The organism is Streptomyces sp. ADI95-17 (assembly GCF_003846175.1).
GTDB classification, from domain to species: Bacteria; Actinomycetota; Actinomycetes; order Streptomycetales; family Streptomycetaceae; genus Streptomyces; species Streptomyces sanglieri.
Genome location: NZ_ML123044.1, coordinates 1,682,279 through 1,698,103, shown reverse-complemented (window position 1 = coordinate 1,698,103; position 15,825 = coordinate 1,682,279). Strand labels below are relative to the sequence as shown.

Genomic DNA, 15,825 nt, shown 5'->3' with positions numbered 1-15,825 from the left:
TCATGATCGGTGTTTCGCGCTCCGGGCAGGCTGGTAGTACCAGTCAGCAGCGAGGAGCAACCATGTACGGGATCAGCCGAATCAGCCGGGCGGCGTCCGCGAGGCGCGGGCGTCGCGCGAGCCGTTCCGCGGCGGGGCTCGCCCTGGCCGCCGTGACCACGGCGGTACTGGCCACGGGCTGCTCGATGCAGGACGCGATCTGCGGCGGCGGCGAGTACCCGGTCATGACGATCGGGGCCACCGGATCGGCCTGCGTGTCCGACGACGAGGACCCGCCGAAGGGGTACGTCCGGTACCCGAAGGGCAAGGTCCCCGAGCACGTGGACGACAAGTGGGACGTGTACTGGCGGACCCACAGCGTGGACAAGGACGGCCGGATCATCGAAGTCCCGGCCGGTTCCTAGGAGTCGGGCCGCCGGCGGTTCAGGGCAGTGGGACGAGCCTCACCACGGTGACGATCAGGACGGACCCGGACACGTAGTAGAGCACGATCGCCCCGGCCACGGTCGCCTCGCGGCGGTCGCGCTCGCTCTTGACGGCCGACGAGCCGTGTCCGTACGGGTCGAGGCCCAGGGTGCGCGCCATCTCGGTGCGGAAGGTCTCGCCGTCGCGCATCTTGGCCAGGGAGTCGTCGGCGGGCGGTGCGTAGGAGATGCGGAAGCTCAAGCGACGCTCCGCCTCTCGGCCTCGTCCTGCGCCAGTCGGTCCAGGATCTTCTCGGCCTCCGGATCGGGTACGGCCTCCAGCATCCAGTGCCGCATGACCGCCTGGATCTCGCCCACACCCGCGTCGTTGATGGCGCGGTCGAACTCCTCGCGTCTCTCCTCGGGCAGTGCGGCACGGATGGCCGGAATGCTGTTGGGCACGTCGACCTCGGCGCCGCCGACGAAGGTCTTCAGGGGCTCGCCCATGATTGCTCTCCCCGCTCTCCTTGCTTCCTCCGCACGGCCCGTACGGTCGGTTCCGCCGTCGCGCGGGCCGGTGCTCGGGACACCGTAGCGCCAGTGCCGACGACGAACACGCAACCCCACGCGATACGTTCGCCCCGTGACAGCGACATCATGGGACATATTGCTGATCGGTGGGGCTTCGGGCGTCGGCAAGAGCCGGGCGGCCGCCCAACTGGCCGGAGAACCAGGTGAATCGAAGGGGTTCGTGGTCGAGTTCGACGACGTCGTCAGCGCCGTCGAGGCCATGACGACGCCCGAACACCACCCCGCACTCCACCACTTCGACGGCATCACCGACACGGCGCGGCTCGGCGTCGACCGGGTGCTGGACCTCCAGATCGCCACCGCCAGGGCCCTCGAACCCGCGGTGCTGGGCGTGGTCCGCAACCGCCTGACCGTCGACGTACCCGCCGTGATCGAGGGCGACTACCTCACCCCGGCCGCCGCGGCGGCAGCGATCCGGGAGGGACGGGCGGCCGGTCGCCGGGTGCGGGCGGTGTTCCTGCACGAGGGCGACCCGGACCGGATCACCGCCAACTACGCCGCCCGGGAACCCGCCAGCGGCGAACAGCGGCACCGTGCGGAGGTCAGCGCCGCGTACTCGCACTGGCTCGCCGACCAGGCGGCCCGGCACGGACTGCCGGTGGTCGAGTGCCGCCCCTGGGACGGCCTCGCGGGGCGCGTGGAACGGGCGTTGGGGCAGGACGGGCCGACGATGTCGGACCCCGGCCGTAGGCTCGGACCATGAGTGTTTCCCTCTACTACACAGCCCGCCGGGCACAGCCGCTGACCGGCGCCGAGTCGGCCGCCGTCGAGCGCGTGGTCGCCGCGCGAGCGGAGTCGTTCCCGTACGACGACGAGGAGGGCCTGTATCTGTACGGCCCGGGCGACGACGACGGGATCATCGCCGGTTCCACGAAGCTGCCGGGCGGCGACCCCGGTCGGTGGCTGCCGGTGACGGCCCATGTGCTCGACTCCGTCACCGAGCTGCGCCGCGCCGTCGGGGGAGCACAGTGGCACGTCCACATGGACGACCTCGACGTCCCATGGGACGAGACCGAGGGCTACGCCCTGCCGGGCATGCGGGACGAGGCACTCGCCGCCGAACCGGGCGGCCTCTGCGACACCCCGGGCGAACAGGACGGGTGAGGGGGGCCGTCCGGCCGCCGTCCGGCCTCATCGGGGTGGGCCGAGTACCTCGTCGGCGCTGCGGGGTTCCGTGCGCGGCTGCTGGTTGAGCTTGTGGCGCTCGATGGAGGATCGCCGGTAGACCTCCTTGCGGGCCCGCATGATGTTGCCGAGGGGCGCGTGTTCGGCGGTGACCCGCCAGGGCGTGAAGGACAACGCGTCCATCTTCTCCAGGTTCTCCGGGCCGGAGATGTCCTGCCGCGGCAGCCGCAGTTTCGCCACGGTGGTGGACGGTGAGAGCTGCTCGGGCCACTCCACGGTGGTGTCCTCCACCGGCATGCGCTCCAGATCGGTGCAGAGCTGGACCTGGATGTCGAAGGTGTAGGGCCGCTCCAGCAGTTCGGCCTGCAGGGCCGGCCGGAAGACCTCCTGCGCGGAGGCCGGGTCGATGTTCCGCCGGACCACCGCGGCGGCGGCGGACGGGTCGGGGGTGATACGGACCTTGGCGATGTACTTCCCGTGCCGGACCGCGCCCATCGTCCAGTAGCTCGACAGCAGCAGGTTCGCCGGAGGAGTTTTCGACAGACGCAGGAAGGCCAGGAACTCGTCCCACGCCCAGTCGTTCTGGTCGAGGGTTCCCTTTCCGGTCACGAAATCGGTGAAGAAGCGACGTGCGCCGGGTCGGCCCTGGGCGAAGTAGGACGGCGCGTTCAGGAACAGCTCCTGGATGAACAGGTAGTGCTCGACCGTGTTGCAGAAGAAGACCGGGCCGTTGATGTTGGCGTAGTCGAATGTGCCTGTGTCCGGTTCGTCTTCCAGCAGGGTCGGGCCGGGAATGCCGAAGATCTTCAGCGCCAGTCCGGTGGCGGCGCCCAGCCGCGCGTCGGCTCCGGCGTGCGGCGAGCCGTTGGAGAAGCGGATCAGCGCGTCGTGGGTTCCCGGAGTCGCGTAGATCCCCTGGGCGTACTCGGGTGGCAGCCCGTCCAGGATCTCCACTTCCCCCCGGACCAGCCCGTAGCCCTTGGCGTGGGCGTCGCGCAGTGCCCGTCCGGTACCGCCGGCCTCGACCGACTCGGCGATGTAGCTCTCGGTCTTCTCGATCACCGTCCGCAGGTTCTGGTCGAAGTGTGGATCGTCGTCTTCGACATCGGGCGTGTAGCGGACGAACTGTGCTGGCATGACCTCGGCCTCTCCTCGGAGAGCGTGAACGGATCTCAGGGGGTGGGAATCGCCGTCAGTCCTCCAGTTCGGCGAGCCAGCGCAAGGCACGCAGACCCGGCAGGAAGCAGTACTCGCCGCCACGGGTGACCACGAAACTGGGCAGGTTCTGCAGGCGGCGCCGGACCGGCTTCTCGGGGATGGTGACGCTGCCGGTTCCGCCGTGATGCCCGGCCACCGGGTCCTTCTCGCCGGGGTAGCCGATGAAGTTGCCGTCGTTGACCCACTCGGCCTTGATGAACTCGAACTGCCGTTCCAGGTGGGCCCCGATGAAGGCTCCGACCAGGCCGCGGTCGGCACCGTCGTCCTCCAGCACGCCCTCGGGCAGCGGCGGCCCGTAGGTGGTGCCGCGACGGATGAGACGGTGCATCCGCGCGTCGCCGATGATGGTGGAGTCGCGGGGGTTGGTGCGCCGGATGTGCGCACCGGCGGGGCACCGGTAGCCGCGATCGTCGTTCTCCCGGTACAGGAAGTTGTTGACGCGGTGCGGATCTGCCGCCAGCTCCGGATCATCGTGCTCCGGCGCCAGTGTCAGGGGCGCACCGCTGGGCCAGCGCCCGACCATCTTCGCCGCCAGGAGCGCCTCCTCCTCGGCGCCGGAGCTGTTGGCGCGCAGGTACCGGCGCCAGGCCGCCACATCGGTGCGGACCTTGCGAACGGCCACGTAGGTCCCGTTGCGCCCCAGCACGTCGGGGCTGGGCATGGGCGGCAGGCTGCCGGTCTCGTCGGGGTAGCCGAGGATGAACTCGCCGGCCTTGATGGGCGTCTCCTGCGGGTTGGAGCCGGGCAGTCCGACGCCCTCGATGTTCGGATGGCTGATGCCGTCACGGAAGCCGAAGGTGGTACGCCCGGTCGGGAGCTGATGTACTTCCTGCTGCCAGACCACCCGGACGCCGGGGGTGTCCTCGTAGGCGACCCGGGCCCGCTCCAGTTCCCTGGCCAGCTGGGCCGTGTCCGAGGAGAGGGCGCTCAACGCGATGTGGACCTCGCCCGTTCCGAACGGTGCCTCCCAATGGGCCGGTGCGCTCTCGCCCACGTCGCCGATCATCTCCGCCCGGGCGGCCATGCCCTCACGGAACGCCCGCGGAAAACTGTCCAGCGAATCCTGGGGCACTCCCAGGGCCTTCAGCCCCTGGTAGGTGAATGCCACGGCCACCCAGGCGTCCTGGCTCCGGTCCGCGCCGGGCAGACCGCCCGAGGTCACCGGGAGCAGCCGCCTCAGCAGGGCGCGTCCGGCGTGACGGTCGTCGACCCGCAGGAAGATGAACTCTCCCTCGTAGGGCACGGGCCGTGGGCGCAGTGCCCCGCTCTGGACGTCGTCGATCTCGACACGCACGTCGGCCGGGCCGCTGCTTCCTGTCGCATTCATGATTTCTTGTGCCTCCACATCGGTCTCCGCCCGGAAAACCCCGGCAGCGACCGGTCCGCGCCCGCCGACGCGGTCCACGGATGTGGGGTCGGCTCTGAGAGTTGGTTGTGTCCTGGTTCTAGGCCGAGGCTTCCGCCAGCAGCTTCTGGAAGGCCGGGGTGGCCACCAGCTCGGCGTTCGCCGGGTTGTCCAGCGCTGCCCGGAACTCGTCGGTGTCCAGCACGTCCTGGAACGCCTCGTCCACGCGCTGGTCCTTGTAGATCTGCTGAACGGTCAGATCGGGGTAGGCGCTGACGAAGACTCCCGCGGGCGCCTGATGGGCCACGAACCAGTCCTTGGCTCCCGGATCCGCGACGCCGGGGAACCCTTCGCTGTGCGAGAAGACCTTGTCGAAGCGGGACCCGACCACCGTCTGGGCGAAGTCGTCGATGTAGGTGTCCCAGGAGCCGTCGAACACACTGGCGAACATGAACCGGGTGTCGTCGTCGAAGATCACATGCCGTGCGTCGTGCAGGGTGCCGATCTGGCGCACCGCTGCGTGGACCCTCTCGTCGTCCGCCGCGTCGGAGAGGGCGGCGAGATCCTCACGCAGCGCATCGGCCTCGCCCGGCTTGATCCTGGTGAAGACGGTGAACTCGCTGCTGACCCCGTCCGACCTGCCGGGCCGTTCGGGGTGAGCCGTCCGGGCTGCACCTGTCGCCGCAGTCATCGTGAGATTCTCCTGCCACGGATCGATGCGAGGGTCGCCAAGCGCCCGGTCACGGGGCGCCATCGCCCTCACACATCAATCCTCACCACGGATGCGCTGCCTCGCACGTCGGGCTCCTGGGGCGGACGCGGCACGGAACGCGATCGGGCTCCCGAGGACAGATCGGGCCGGGCGCAGGAAGATGGAACCGGGACATGCCGGGTGCGTATGCGTCACCACTCCTAGCAGCCCCTTTCGCCACCCTGACTCCCGTACGGAGGCAACCATGGGCGAAGTTCTCGGTGACGTACTGGGCTTCTCGGCCGCCGTGGCGGTCAGCCCGCTCCCGATCATCGCCGTCATCCTCATCCTCGCCACGCCCCGCGGACGTCTCAACGGAGTCCTGTTCACCATCGGCTGGATCCTGGGACTCTCGGCGCTGGGTGCGGTGATGCTGGCGATCGCTTCCCCCGCAGGCGCCTCCGCCCACAACCAGCCGGCCACCTGGGTGGGAGCCCTCAAGCTCGCTCTGGGCCTGTTCCTCGTCCTCTTCGGTGCCCGGCAATGGCATCGGCGCCCCAAGGACCCCTCGCAGGCCCAGCTGCCGAAATGGATGAGCGCGATCGACCGCCTCACGCCGGTCAAGGTCTTCGCCCTCGGGCTGGCCCTGGCCGCGCTCAACGCCAAGAACGCCCCACTGACCATCGCCGCGGGCGCCGCGATCGGCTCGGCGGGACTGCCGGTCGGGCAGCAGATCGCATCGCTGGCGATCTTCGTCCTGATCGCGACCCTCGGCCTGCTGGCCCCGCTGGGGGTCTTCCTGCTCGGCGGAGAACGGGCCAAGACCACGCTCGGCAACTGGAAGGACTGGGCAGCTCAGCACAATGTCGCGGTGATGGCCGTCCTGTTCTTCGTTCTCGGGCTGAAGCTGCTCGGAGACGGCATCTCCATCCTCGTCTCCTGACGGAGTTTCCCGACAGGGTCTCTTGGAAGAGTCCCCCGACAGACCTGCCGCCGTCCTCGATACGGCGGTCCCGGGACAGCGACAAGCCCCCTGCTCGCGGGCAAATCCGCAGGCAGGGGGCTCGACCGTTCGGGGCTACTTCTTGCCCTGGGCCTGGCGGGCCCGTATTTCGCCGCTGGTCAGAGAGGTGTGCGCCCCAACTGACCTTCGTTTGGGCGGTCGTTGGTGGCCGTTGTCTGTCGTCGTTGGTCCTCCTCGGAGGGCCCAGAGAGGGCCCAGTGAGGGCCCGGCGGTGTCGCCCCGGACCCTCACTCACGAAGAGGAGCAGCCTCCCACCGGGCTTGCGAGCACGGCCCCCTCCGCCCGCCGGGAAACGCAAGAGGCTCCGGATCTCTCCGGGGCCTCTTGTCTGTTTGCACTCGGCAGGGATTCGAACCTGCAACCTTCTGATCCGTAGGCGCGTGCAGGTCGCAGTCGATCAAGTCGCAGAAGCCATCCAATGCATCAACGTCGCACCTTGCTTCAGGTAACCGTCCGTGACTATGCACCGCTGTCCGTGCTTGTCGATGTCAGCTGCTGATGTCAGCACCGCGCGTCCGCGCCGAGGACCGCATCCGCGCCGCCCGTTCCACCGGCCTGCGCAACCTGCCCTGCACGACACGCCCCAGAGCCAGATCTGGCTGGAGATCATCCAGATCGCCCTCGACCGGCTCGAAGCTCTGCCCAACCCTGGCTGACCAGCAGCATCCCATACCTGCTACCAGCACCATCACAACCGGAGCCGTGGAACCCGGCGCCCACCCGGCACGACAGCCGGACCATCAGCCCTGCCCGCAAGCAGAAATCTTCACTCTGAACGAGCAAAGGGATCGTCAGCAAGCTGACGATCCCTCATGCAAGATCGAGGCTAACGACACCCCTTCGACTGCGTCGGTCCCTTCTGCGTGAAAGGCCGAGCCTGACCGGGGCCGGGCCCCGACGGCGAACTGTCGATCAGCGTGACGCGGGCGGGATGCTCTGCTCGTACTGGAAGACGTTGCAGGGGTCGTACTTCGCCTTGATCTCGCGCAGCCGCTCGAAGTGGCGTCTCCCCCAGTAGGCGGTCTCCCACTCCTGCATGCCGACGTTCGGCACATTGACGTAGGCGCCGTCCACGAAGCTGCGCATCGCCTGGCTGAATTCGGCGGTCCAGGCCTGGCACGTCGAGGTGAGCGGGTCGCAGACGCCTGGTGTCGTTGAAGGAGTCCCCCAGGCTGCGCCGATCTCGCCGTAGAAAATCGCGTTGCGGTGCACGAAAGCGGTGCCGCCGCGGGGCTCCTTCTTGATTGCCCCGCCGAAGGCATCGACGAAGTAGTTGCTGTCCTCCGTGGGAGCGTTTCGCATGTAGTAGCCGATGACGTCGATCGCCTTCTTCGGGAACAGCTTCTTGGCGAACTGTGAGAAGAACTTCACGTTGGCGGGCTCCTGCGAGCGCGGGACCTGGGCTCCGGCAAAGATGGGGCCCCAGTTACCGACCTGCATCTTCACATCGGGCGTGCCGATCGACAGGATCGGGGCCAGCATCTTTCTGGCCTCTGCCGCCGTGCCCTCCGCGAGCCACGCGAACAGCAGGATCTGGGACTTGTGGATCTCGACTTCGGATCCGAGGCGGTTGTCGGCGAACGGTACCGTACGCTGCCATGCATCGAAGATCCCATGCAGGTCCGTAAGGCCGTCCCAGGTCGCCTGCACATAGGCGATGCGCTTGAGCGGGTGCACCTTGTAGGTGAGTTGCGTGACGATTCCGAAGTTGCCGTTTCCCGCCCCACGGAGCGCCCAGAGCAGGTCTGAGTGGTCCTTCAGGTCGGCATGGATCACCTCGGCGCAGTCGCGACCCGACGGGACGACGACCTCGGTCCCGATCAGGCTGTCACAGGCCATGCCGAGCCAGCGGTTGAGGGGGCCAAGGCCGCCGCCGACCGTCGCACCGACCAAGCCGACGCTGCCCTCGCTTCCGGTCGTGACCGCGAGGTCCTGCTTGGCGAGCGCCGTCACCGCTTCCAACTGGGTCAGGCCGGCGCCGACCGTCGCGATACGAGCGTCGGTGTCGATGTGGACCGACTTGAGCTGGCTGACGTCGATCACGATGCCGTTGTCGATGTTCGACCAGCCCTCCAGGGCGTGGCGGCCGCTGCGTACCCGCAGTGCGACGTTGTGCTGCCGCGCCCAGGTGAGGGCGTTCACCACGTCCTGGGTCTCCTGGGCGAAGACGATGACCAGCGGGTAGTGAGAGAACAGCTGGTCGTAGTCGATGCGATCATCCGTGTACGAGGCGTCACCGGGGCGGACGACGCGACCGGTCAGCTTCGCCGGCGGACATCCCGACGACCCTTTAGTCGGGTCGCTCGCGGCCAGAAGGCCCGAGGTGCTCGCGGCCGCAATGTCCGGCGCGCCCGCGGCCGTAAGGCCCGGGATGACGATCGCCCCGGCGCCGGCGGCCGCTGACGCCCTGAGCAGGTAGCGGCGGGAAAAATCGCTCAAGGTCCAGATCCTCTCGATCGGGCTACGCCGCTACGCGGCTGGCGGAGCCCTTACCCGCCAGCCGCCGGGCAGTCCTTTGTGGTCGACCCCCGCACGGTAACGGGGCGACCATGCGGTGTTTCCCGACACGCCAATTGAGGACGATGACGACAGCCTGAAGGAGTAACTCAGCGGGATCCCGTCATAACCGGTTTGGGATGCACCGCGTCCTGCTCGAAGCTATCCCTTGGTCCAAGCGGTCAGAATACGCGGGTGCTCTCAAAGATGATGGGCTCGCCGATCTTGCTAGTCAGGTCAGCATCTCGCAATGGCCCGACGAACCGCCTTTCTGATAAGAATTTGTGGGCGTGCCCCCGTAATCACCACTCTCCGTCTGGAGAACCCAGCTGGTCACTCGCGGGACTCATCGTGCGAACGGTGAGCCGCTGTGCGCACGTGTACGCCGGTTGGTGTCGGCCGCTGATGTCAGGCCGCCCGCCTGTTTTTCCTGGCCACCACTGGCAGAAGGCCACGGTCGCGGCATCACCGGATTTGTAGGCGTTTTTACCTCGGAAGCCCGCTTCCTCGACCAGCTATTCAACGCGGTCGGTCCACGATGACGGGCCCTCATCGGTACGTGGGTCTGGCAGGCCCGTTTTCCGCCCCTGGTCGGAGCGGCGGGCACCCCGGCTGAGCTGCGGTCGAGCGGTTGTTGATGGCCGTTGCCTGTCGTTGTTGGTCGTTCCCGGAGGTCCCACAGAGGGCCCAGAGCGGACCGCCTTCGGCGGACGACCTTCGGCGCCTCAGCCGCCGGGGGCTCCGCCGGATGGCGACTGCGGCTGTTGGCCCGCACAAGCAAGAGGAGCACCCCGTCGGGCGGGCGTGCTCCTCTTGCTGTTCGGCGGACGCCGGGCGGTAGTCGCGCCGCGCAGCGGCTCCTTCCTCACGCTGTGAGGCGCACCGAACTACAACAGACACCCTCTCTTTTTTCTTAAGTAATGAAAGTCTGCGTCACAGCGTCACCAGCAGACCCGAAACGGCCCCTGAGCTGCTGCGATAGGCGTGACGCAGAGCGGATTCGGCTGCGTCATCCTGCGTCACCTGCGTCACCACGTGCGTCATCGGTGACACACGCCTGCGTCACCGATGACGCACCCCCACACCCCTGCGTCACCACAAAACCGCAGCTCAGCGGCCATGCGCGACGCAGATGACGCGGTGACGCAGAAATCCAGTCCTTGGACAGGTGCGAACCTCCAAGTAGGCCCGCTTCGGAGTACACGCGTCTTACCCTTCCGGCGGGACACCCGCTGAACGCCCCTGCTAGACCTAGCAGGGGCGGGTGCTAGGTCTAGCAGGGGCACTAGCAGCCAAATGGCCCTCTGATCAGGGGCCTAGCGTCTAGCACTCAGTTTTCAGTCCGGCCTCTTCGAGAGCCTTCAGCACCGAATTAGGGTCACCGCCATAGGTGATGTGAGGCTCATCATCCTGAGGCGGGACGAACCGTGTCCGGTAGCGGGCCAGGTCGCTCTCCGAGAAGAAGATCGAGTTCGGATCCGCTTCGTGCTGAGCGTTTCGTTTGCTCACCCGCGTCCAGAGTTCAGATCCTGCAGCGCCACGAGCAGCGGTTCCCGAAGACGGGGCGGCTGGCTGTGGCCGATCAGCAGGCGTCGAACAGTGTCTTCCGTGACGGCATGAGCGAGGAGACGAGGCTCCGCAACGCTACCGCCGCAGTCGACGGCGACTGCCCGTGCAGGGGTACCCGCCGCATCCGCGCCGTCTACGAAGAGGGCAACGACCAGCCCGCCATGCTGTGCCCGGTCCACGCCCAGGCGACGATCCGGGCCCACCGCTTGGGCTTCCAGCTTTGACCAGCGTGACGACCCGCGTCACACCCCGCGTCACGCCCATTCGTACACCCCTGGCAGTCACCCGCGCGGCCACCCGATCGCCTGAACGGCCGGGGTGTGACCTGCTCATACGCCGTGGCCACACGGCCACCTGCGCGGCCACCCCGCACCCGCATGCCGCCGGGAGGACCGGCGGCATGATCCCGCCCAAGACGACCGACCCCCGCGCGACCCTCCGTGCCGGACTCCCGGACCGCTACCTCACCCCCGAAGACCTGGTCATCATGTTCAGCCTTCCGAGCGTCGAGACCGTCTACCAGTGGCGCCGCAAGCACATCGGGCCGCCGGGGTTCCGGGTCGGCAAGCACCTGCGCTTCGACCCTGCGGCCGTCCGCGCCTGGGTCGACCAGCAGACCGCATGCGACGCCGGCTGATCCACCCCGGGGTAAAGGCCTCCCCCTCTACCCCGGGCCCCGATCCACCGCGCGAACTGGCCGTCGCCGACGGCTCTACCCGGCGCTGGCCGGTAGAGGGGGCCCTTTACCCCGGCAGAGGGGTAGGTAATGGCCTCTGACCTGCGCGGTAAGGGCGGTAAAGGCGGGTACCGCGCCTCTGCGTCAAGCCCCCGTCCAGAGGGGCCGGACGCACGGGGAGGGACACCCTCGCCATGCGGGGAGGCGGGGAGAACACCCCAACCGCCTCCCCGCGCTGCCTCCCCCACACCGACCAGCGGAAACAGCAATTCGGGGAGGCGGGGAGGCGCCACCAAAAGCCCCCGGAACCCCGGCGGAAAGCCGCCCAACACACCCCCTGCCCTGCCTCCCCATCGGACCGTGAAGAACACGACAGCAGGCCAGGGAGGCAGCCCCTCCGACCGAGGGAGGCGGTCAGGGAGAACGCCCTGACCGCCTCCCTGCCGGTGACCAGCGCAAACCCCCATCCAGGGAGGCAGGGAGGTACCTTTCTCAGCCACCCCGAAACCCCCTCTACAGCCACTTCCACGACACCCCCTCTGCCTCTCTCCCTGACAAGGGCAGGCACCACCAACCGAGAGGCCGCAGCCCACATGGCAGGCAGCATCCAAGACCGCTGGTTCAGGACCGAGAGCAACGCGGACGGCAAGTCAGTCCGCGTCAAGACCGAGCGCCATGGGACCGGCCTGCGCTACCGGGCCCGCTACTTCGCGCCCGACGGCAAGCGCAAGGGCAAGTCGTTCCCCGACGGACAGAAGCGGCTAGCTGAGCAGTGGCTGAGCAAAGTTACGGCGGACGTGGCCCGCGGCGACTACATCGACCCGAACGCCTCTCGTACGTCGTTCCAGGAGTTCGCGGAAGGATGGCTCGCGAGCCAGAGCGGGGATCCGAACACCCGCGCATCCATGCAGTCCCAACTCACGCGGCACGCCCTCCCGCGTATCGGGTCGCGCCCCCTCGGGTCCTTCCAGCCCAGCCACATCCGCGAGTTCGTGACCCAGCTCGAAGCGTCCGGCATGTCCGGCGCGTATGCCCGCGTGATCTTCTCCAACGTCCGCGCCGTGCTCTCCGCAGCCGTGGAGGACGGATACCTTCGCCGGAACCCGTGCAACTCGTGCACGGTGACGCTCCCCGAGATGGGCACGCGCCGCGTCGTTCCCTGGCAGCCGGAACGCGTCTTCGCCGTGCGGGCCGCCATGACCGAACGCTTCCGGCCCATGGTCGACGTGGGCGCCGGCTGCGGGCTACGGCAAGGCGAGATCCTCGGGTTGTGTGTCGATGAGGTGGACTTCGACAGCGGCACCCTGCATGTGGTGCAGCAGCTCAAACTCAGCCTGAGCAAGCCCGTGTTCGCGCCTCCGAAGGGCGGCAAGCTTCGCGACGTACCTCTGCCCGATCCGGTGGCGGAAGCGCTCAAGGGGCACATCGAGCGGTTCCCGCCCGCAGAGATCACGTTGCCGTGGATGCGGTCGAACGGCCAGCCCGTGACCAAGCGCCTGATCTTCAGTGGGCCCAACGGTGGCCACGTCTGGCGTACGTCGCTGAATGAGGACCACTGGAAGCCCGCCCTGGCGTCCGTGGGCGTTATCCCGAAAGCCAAGAGTCGGGAGCACGCTGCCGCACGGGAGCACGGCATGCACGCCCTCCGGCACTTCTACGCGTCCGTGCTCCTGGACGCGGGCGAGAGCATCAAGGCCGTTAGTGAATACCTCGGGCACTCCGACACCGGGTTGACGCTGAAGGTGTACGCGCACCTCATGCCCAGCAGCCGGGACCGTGCCCGGAAGGCACTTGGCCAAGCGCTTCGGCCGTCGCAGGATCCGCCGCACTGAGGGCCCACAGTGGACCCGGGGCGTGAAAATGCCTCCCACCGGCACGGAAAATGCAGGTGGGAGGCATGATCGCTTTTCCCGTTACTTCTTGCCCTGGTTCTTCACGGCCTCGATGGCGGCCTTCGCCGCGTCCGGGTCGAGGTACGTGCCGCCCGGCTTCAGCGGGCGGAAGTCGGCGTCCAGTTCGTAGACGAGCGGGATGCCGGTCGGGATGTTCAGGCCCGCGATGTCGGCGTCGGAGATGCCGTCGAGGTGCTTGACCAGGGCCCGGAGGCTGTTGCCGTGGGCGGCGACCAGGACGGTCCGGCCGTCGAGCAGGTCCGGCACGATGTCGTCGTACCAGTACGGCAGCATGCGGTCGACGACGTCCTTGAGGCACTCGGTGCGCGGGCGCAGCTCCGGCGGGATCGACGCGTAGCGCGGGTCGTCGCTCTGCGAGAACTCGGTGCCGTCCTCAAGGGCGGGCGGCGGGGTGTCGTAGGAGCGGCGCCAGAGCATGAACTGCTCCTCGCCGAACTCGGCGAGCGTCTGCGCCTTGTCCTTGCCCTGCAGGGCGCCGTAGTGGCGCTCGTTCAGCCGCCAGGAGCGGTGGACCGGGATCCAGTGGCGGTCCGCGGACTCCAGCGCGAGCTGCGCGGTGCGGATGGCGCGCTTCTGGAGGGAGGTGTGCAGGACATCGGGGAGCAGACCGGCGTCCTTGAGCAGCTCACCGCCGCGGACTGCCTCCTTCTCGCCCTTCTCCGTGAGATTGACGTCCACCCAGCCGGTGAACAGGTTCTTCGCGTTCCATTCGCTCTCGCCGTGGCGGAGGAGGATCAGCTTGTACGGTGCGTCGGCCATGGGCCCGAGCGTAATCGAACCCGTACGGGCGCCGCGCGGCCGGTCACAGGGCGGACAGCGGGCGGGCCCGGAGGCGACAGAGCGGGCCCTCCGGCGGCCTGGAGCGGCGACGATTGACGGCAGGCGTCAATTGAGTGGCGTACCGGAATCCGGGATTCGTAACGTTCGGACAGCAGCCGGGCCACTTACCGGCGCTGTCCGTTCCGTACTTCCCTGGGGGGATTCCGTATGTCTGTCGCCGGGCTCAGACGGGCCGCACGCGAATCAGTGTCCGGGCTCCCCAGGCAGTTCTGGTGGCTGTGGACCAGCACGCTGGTCAACCGCCTCGGAGCGTTCGTCGCCACCTTCATGGCGCTCTACCTGACCCTGGACCGGGGCTACTCGGCCTCGTACGCCGGTCTGGTCGTCGCGCTGCACGGGCTCGGCGGGGTCGTCTCCTCGCTCGGGGCGGGGGTGATGACCGACCGGCTCGGCCGCCGGCCCACCATGCTCATCGCGCAGACGTCGACGGCCGTGTCGGTGGCGGTGCTCGGGTTCATGGTCCACCCGGTGGCGATCGCCACGGTCGCCTTCTTCGTGGGCATGGCCAGCAACGCGTCGCGGCCCGCCGTGCAGGCGATGATGGCCGACATCGTCCGGCCCGAGGACCGGGTGCGGGCCTTCTCGCTCAACTACTGGGCCATCAACCTCGGCTTCGCCGTCTCCTCGGCCGGTGCCGGGTTCGTCGCCGAGTACAGCTATCTCGCCGGGTTCCTCGGCGAGGCCGCGATGACGCTGGTCTGCGCCGTCGTGGTCTTCATGAAGGTGCCCGAGTCGCGGCCCGACAAGCCGGTGGTGTCCGGACGCGTGGTCGACGACGGCACGGACGAGGTCCGGCTCTCCACCGTGCTGCGCGACGGCCGGTTCATGAGCGTCGTCGGCCTGTCCTTCGTCATCGCCCTGATCTTCCAGCAGGGGTACGTGGGGCTCCCGGTGGCCATGGGGGCGGACGGGTTCTCCAGCTCCGACTTCGGTACCGCAGTCGCCGTCAACGGGGTGCTGATCGTGGTGCTCCAGATCCCCGTCACCCGCTTCATCCAGCACCGCGATCCGCGCCGGCTGCTCATCGTGTCGTCGCTGCTGGCGGGGTACGGGTTCGGGCTGACCGCGTTCGCCGGGTCGGTCGCCGTCTACGCGCTGACCATCTGCGTCTGGACGGTCGCCGAGATCGTCAACGCGCCGATCCAGAGCAGCTTGGTGGTCCGGCTGTCGCCCGCCCGGGGCCGGGGCCGCTACCAGGGCATGTACACGATGTCGTGGTCCGCGGCCGCGCTGATCGCGCCGCTGATGTCGGGCCTGGTGATCGACCGGTTCGGGGCCCAGTGGCTGTGGAGCGCGTGCGCCGTCCTGGGGACCGGGGCCGCGCTGGGCTACTGGCTGCTGATGCGGAACCTGCCGGGGGAGGACGTGGCGGCGCCCGAGGGTGGCAGCCGGGTGGCGGAGGGCGGTGCCGCGGTCGCTTCCGGGGCCGATGAGGCCGCCGGCACCGGGCCCGCCGTCGAGCGGACGGGCTGAGCGCCGCGCCCCGCACACGGGGGCGCCCCGCGCGGAGCCGTCCGGCTCCGCGCGGGGCGCATTCGGCATTCCGTGGCAGCCGGTCAGCCGGAGCAGCCACCGCACTGGCACGGGGCCCCGGACTGGCAGCCGCAGCCGCAGCCCGAGCCGCAGCCGCAGGCGCCGAGCAGGGTCAGGTGCACCACCTCGGCGGGTGCCTCCTGCTGTGGGTCGGTCGTGGGGGAATCGGCCATGGTTCCTCCTCAAGGCGTACGACAGGCCGCACGCCACGAGAGCGCGCGTACGACCGGGGGGTACGGACAAGGCGTGCCGCCCCACCCCATTGCATGCCCAACCCGGCGGGCGCATCAACGGCGCACATGCGCAGAAACACTTGTGCGACCCGATGCGCCCACGCACGCCCGTACGCGCCTCCGTTACGCGCCCTGGTCACGCGCCTCCGTATACGAGATACGAGCCC

Annotated in this window: 16 protein-coding genes and 1 pseudogene; 9 read left to right on the top strand and 8 right to left on the bottom strand. The window is 68.7% G+C overall.

All coding sequences use genetic code 11. The features are described from left to right. The first annotated feature begins 62 nt into the window (after positions 1-62). Complete coding sequence (locus tag EES42_RS07725) at positions 63-404, top strand: SCO0607 family lipoprotein (RefSeq protein ID WP_124717263.1); 342 nt, start codon at positions 63-65, stop codon at positions 402-404. Between the two features lie 19 nt (positions 405-423). On the opposite strand, the gene EES42_RS07720 is transcribed toward EES42_RS07725, so the two are convergent. After that, positions 424-666, bottom strand: coding sequence for a hypothetical protein (locus EES42_RS07720; RefSeq protein WP_124717262.1), 243 nt, complete (start codon positions 664-666; stop codon positions 424-426). Further along, the gene (locus tag EES42_RS07715) at positions 663-911 is read right to left on the bottom strand and encodes a hypothetical protein (protein ID WP_124717261.1); all 249 of its coding nucleotides are present in this window, start codon (positions 909-911) and stop codon (positions 663-665) included. Before EES42_RS07715 ends, EES42_RS07720 begins: the two co-directional genes overlap by 4 nt. Positions 912-1,047: 136 nt before the next feature. On the opposite strand from EES42_RS07715, the gene EES42_RS07710 reads away from it, so the two are divergent. After that, entirely contained in the window at positions 1,048-1,698 is a 651-nt protein-coding gene (locus EES42_RS07710; RefSeq protein ID WP_124717260.1) for an AAA family ATPase, read from the top strand. Then, positions 1,695-2,099 (top strand): hypothetical protein, encoded by a 405-nt coding sequence (locus tag EES42_RS07705; RefSeq protein WP_124717259.1) that lies wholly within the window; start codon positions 1,695-1,697, stop codon positions 2,097-2,099. The genes EES42_RS07710 and EES42_RS07705 overlap by 4 nt, the downstream gene beginning before the upstream one ends. 27 nt (positions 2,100-2,126) lie before the next feature. Here EES42_RS07705 and EES42_RS07700 read toward each other — a convergent pair whose 3' ends face one another. The 3 genes from EES42_RS07700 to EES42_RS07690 form a co-directional block, all read right to left on the bottom strand. Further along, complete coding sequence (locus EES42_RS07700; protein WP_124717258.1) at positions 2,127-3,257, bottom strand: catalase family protein; 1,131 nt, start codon at positions 3,255-3,257, stop codon at positions 2,127-2,129. Between the two features lie 55 nt (positions 3,258-3,312). After that, positions 3,313-4,665 carry a Dyp-type peroxidase gene (locus EES42_RS07695; protein WP_124717257.1) on the bottom strand — a complete coding sequence of 451 codons (1,353 nt, stop codon included), beginning with the start codon at positions 4,663-4,665 and terminating at the stop codon, positions 3,313-3,315. A 118-nt stretch (positions 4,666-4,783) separates the two neighbouring features. Beyond that, positions 4,784-5,374 carry a hypothetical protein gene (locus EES42_RS07690; RefSeq protein ID WP_241196269.1) on the bottom strand — a complete coding sequence of 197 codons (591 nt, stop codon included), beginning with the start codon at positions 5,372-5,374 and terminating at the stop codon, positions 4,784-4,786. Between the two features lie 265 nt (positions 5,375-5,639). Between EES42_RS07690 and EES42_RS07685 the strand changes: the two genes are divergently transcribed. Both EES42_RS07685 and EES42_RS46025 read left to right on the top strand, forming a co-directional pair. Further along, positions 5,640-6,317 carry a GAP family protein gene (locus tag EES42_RS07685; RefSeq protein ID WP_124717255.1) on the top strand — a complete coding sequence of 226 codons (678 nt, stop codon included), beginning with the start codon at positions 5,640-5,642 and terminating at the stop codon, positions 6,315-6,317. A 591-nt stretch (positions 6,318-6,908) separates the two neighbouring features. After that, a pseudogene (locus EES42_RS46025) lies at positions 6,909-7,042 on the top strand (IS1380 family transposase); the annotation flags it as partial. Positions 7,043-7,310: 268 nt separating this feature from the next. On the opposite strand, the gene EES42_RS07675 reads toward EES42_RS46025, so the two are convergent. Continuing rightward, complete coding sequence (locus EES42_RS07675) at positions 7,311-8,837, bottom strand: FAD-binding oxidoreductase (protein ID WP_124717254.1); 1,527 nt, start codon at positions 8,835-8,837, stop codon at positions 7,311-7,313. A gap of 1,673 nt (positions 8,838-10,510) precedes the next feature. Here EES42_RS07675 and EES42_RS44620 point away from each other — a divergent pair. The 3 genes from EES42_RS44620 (at position 10,511) to EES42_RS07660 (ending at position 12,971) form a co-directional block, all read left to right on the top strand. Beyond that, positions 10,511-10,687: a hypothetical protein gene (locus EES42_RS44620; RefSeq protein ID WP_164495178.1), complete on the top strand. Its 177-nt coding sequence runs from the start codon at positions 10,511-10,513 to the stop codon at positions 10,685-10,687. 176 nt (positions 10,688-10,863) lie between these two features. Next, positions 10,864-11,100 (top strand): helix-turn-helix transcriptional regulator, encoded by a 237-nt coding sequence (locus tag EES42_RS07665; protein WP_124717253.1) that lies wholly within the window; start codon positions 10,864-10,866, stop codon positions 11,098-11,100. 632 nt (positions 11,101-11,732) lie between these two features. Next, positions 11,733-12,971: a tyrosine-type recombinase/integrase gene (locus EES42_RS07660; protein ID WP_124717252.1), complete on the top strand. Its 1,239-nt coding sequence runs from the start codon at positions 11,733-11,735 to the stop codon at positions 12,969-12,971. An 81-nt stretch (positions 12,972-13,052) separates the two neighbouring features. Here the strand turns inward: EES42_RS07660 and EES42_RS07655 are convergent, their stop codons facing one another. Next, entirely contained in the window at positions 13,053-13,811 is a 759-nt protein-coding gene (locus EES42_RS07655) for a phosphoglyceromutase (protein ID WP_124717251.1), read from the bottom strand. Between the two features lie 228 nt (positions 13,812-14,039). Between EES42_RS07655 and EES42_RS07650 the strand changes: the two genes are divergently transcribed. Next, a complete protein-coding gene (locus tag EES42_RS07650) occupies positions 14,040-15,365 on the top strand; it encodes an MDR family MFS transporter (protein ID WP_124717250.1) in 1,326 nt (441 codons plus the stop codon). Positions 15,366-15,448: 83 nt separating this feature from the next. Here the strand turns inward: EES42_RS07650 and EES42_RS44615 are convergent, their stop codons facing one another. After that, complete coding sequence (locus tag EES42_RS44615) at positions 15,449-15,598, bottom strand: hypothetical protein (RefSeq protein WP_164495177.1); 150 nt, start codon at positions 15,596-15,598, stop codon at positions 15,449-15,451. Between the last annotated feature and the right edge of the window lie 227 nt (positions 15,599-15,825).

Excerpts from the sequence above, each read along its gene's own strand:
- EES42_RS07725 (WP_124717263.1), top strand. The coding sequence starts at position 63 with ATGTACGGGATCAGCCGAATCAGCCGGGCGGCGTCCGCGAGGCGCGGG.
- EES42_RS07715 (WP_124717261.1), bottom strand. The coding sequence starts at position 911 with ATGGGCGAGCCCCTGAAGACCTTCGTCGGCGGCGCCGAGGTCGACGTG.
- EES42_RS07705 (WP_124717259.1), top strand. The coding sequence starts at position 1,695 with ATGAGTGTTTCCCTCTACTACACAGCCCGCCGGGCACAGCCGCTGACC.
- EES42_RS07700 (WP_124717258.1), bottom strand. The coding sequence starts at position 3,257 with ATGCCAGCACAGTTCGTCCGCTACACGCCCGATGTCGAAGACGACGAT.
- EES42_RS07695 (WP_124717257.1), bottom strand. The coding sequence starts at position 4,665 with ATGAATGCGACAGGAAGCAGCGGCCCGGCCGACGTGCGTGTCGAGATC.
- EES42_RS07690 (WP_241196269.1), bottom strand. The coding sequence starts at position 5,374 with ATGACTGCGGCGACAGGTGCAGCCCGGACGGCTCACCCCGAACGGCCC.
- EES42_RS07685 (WP_124717255.1), top strand. The coding sequence starts at position 5,640 with ATGGGCGAAGTTCTCGGTGACGTACTGGGCTTCTCGGCCGCCGTGGCG.
- EES42_RS44620 (WP_164495178.1), top strand. The coding sequence starts at position 10,511 with ATGAGCGAGGAGACGAGGCTCCGCAACGCTACCGCCGCAGTCGACGGC.
- EES42_RS07665 (WP_124717253.1), top strand. The coding sequence starts at position 10,864 with ATGATCCCGCCCAAGACGACCGACCCCCGCGCGACCCTCCGTGCCGGA.
- EES42_RS07660 (WP_124717252.1), top strand. The coding sequence starts at position 11,733 with ATGGCAGGCAGCATCCAAGACCGCTGGTTCAGGACCGAGAGCAACGCG.
- EES42_RS07655 (WP_124717251.1), bottom strand. The coding sequence starts at position 13,811 with ATGGCCGACGCACCGTACAAGCTGATCCTCCTCCGCCACGGCGAGAGC.
- EES42_RS07650 (WP_124717250.1), top strand. The coding sequence starts at position 14,040 with ATGTCTGTCGCCGGGCTCAGACGGGCCGCACGCGAATCAGTGTCCGGG.
- EES42_RS44615 (WP_164495177.1), bottom strand. The coding sequence starts at position 15,598 with ATGGCCGATTCCCCCACGACCGACCCACAGCAGGAGGCACCCGCCGAG.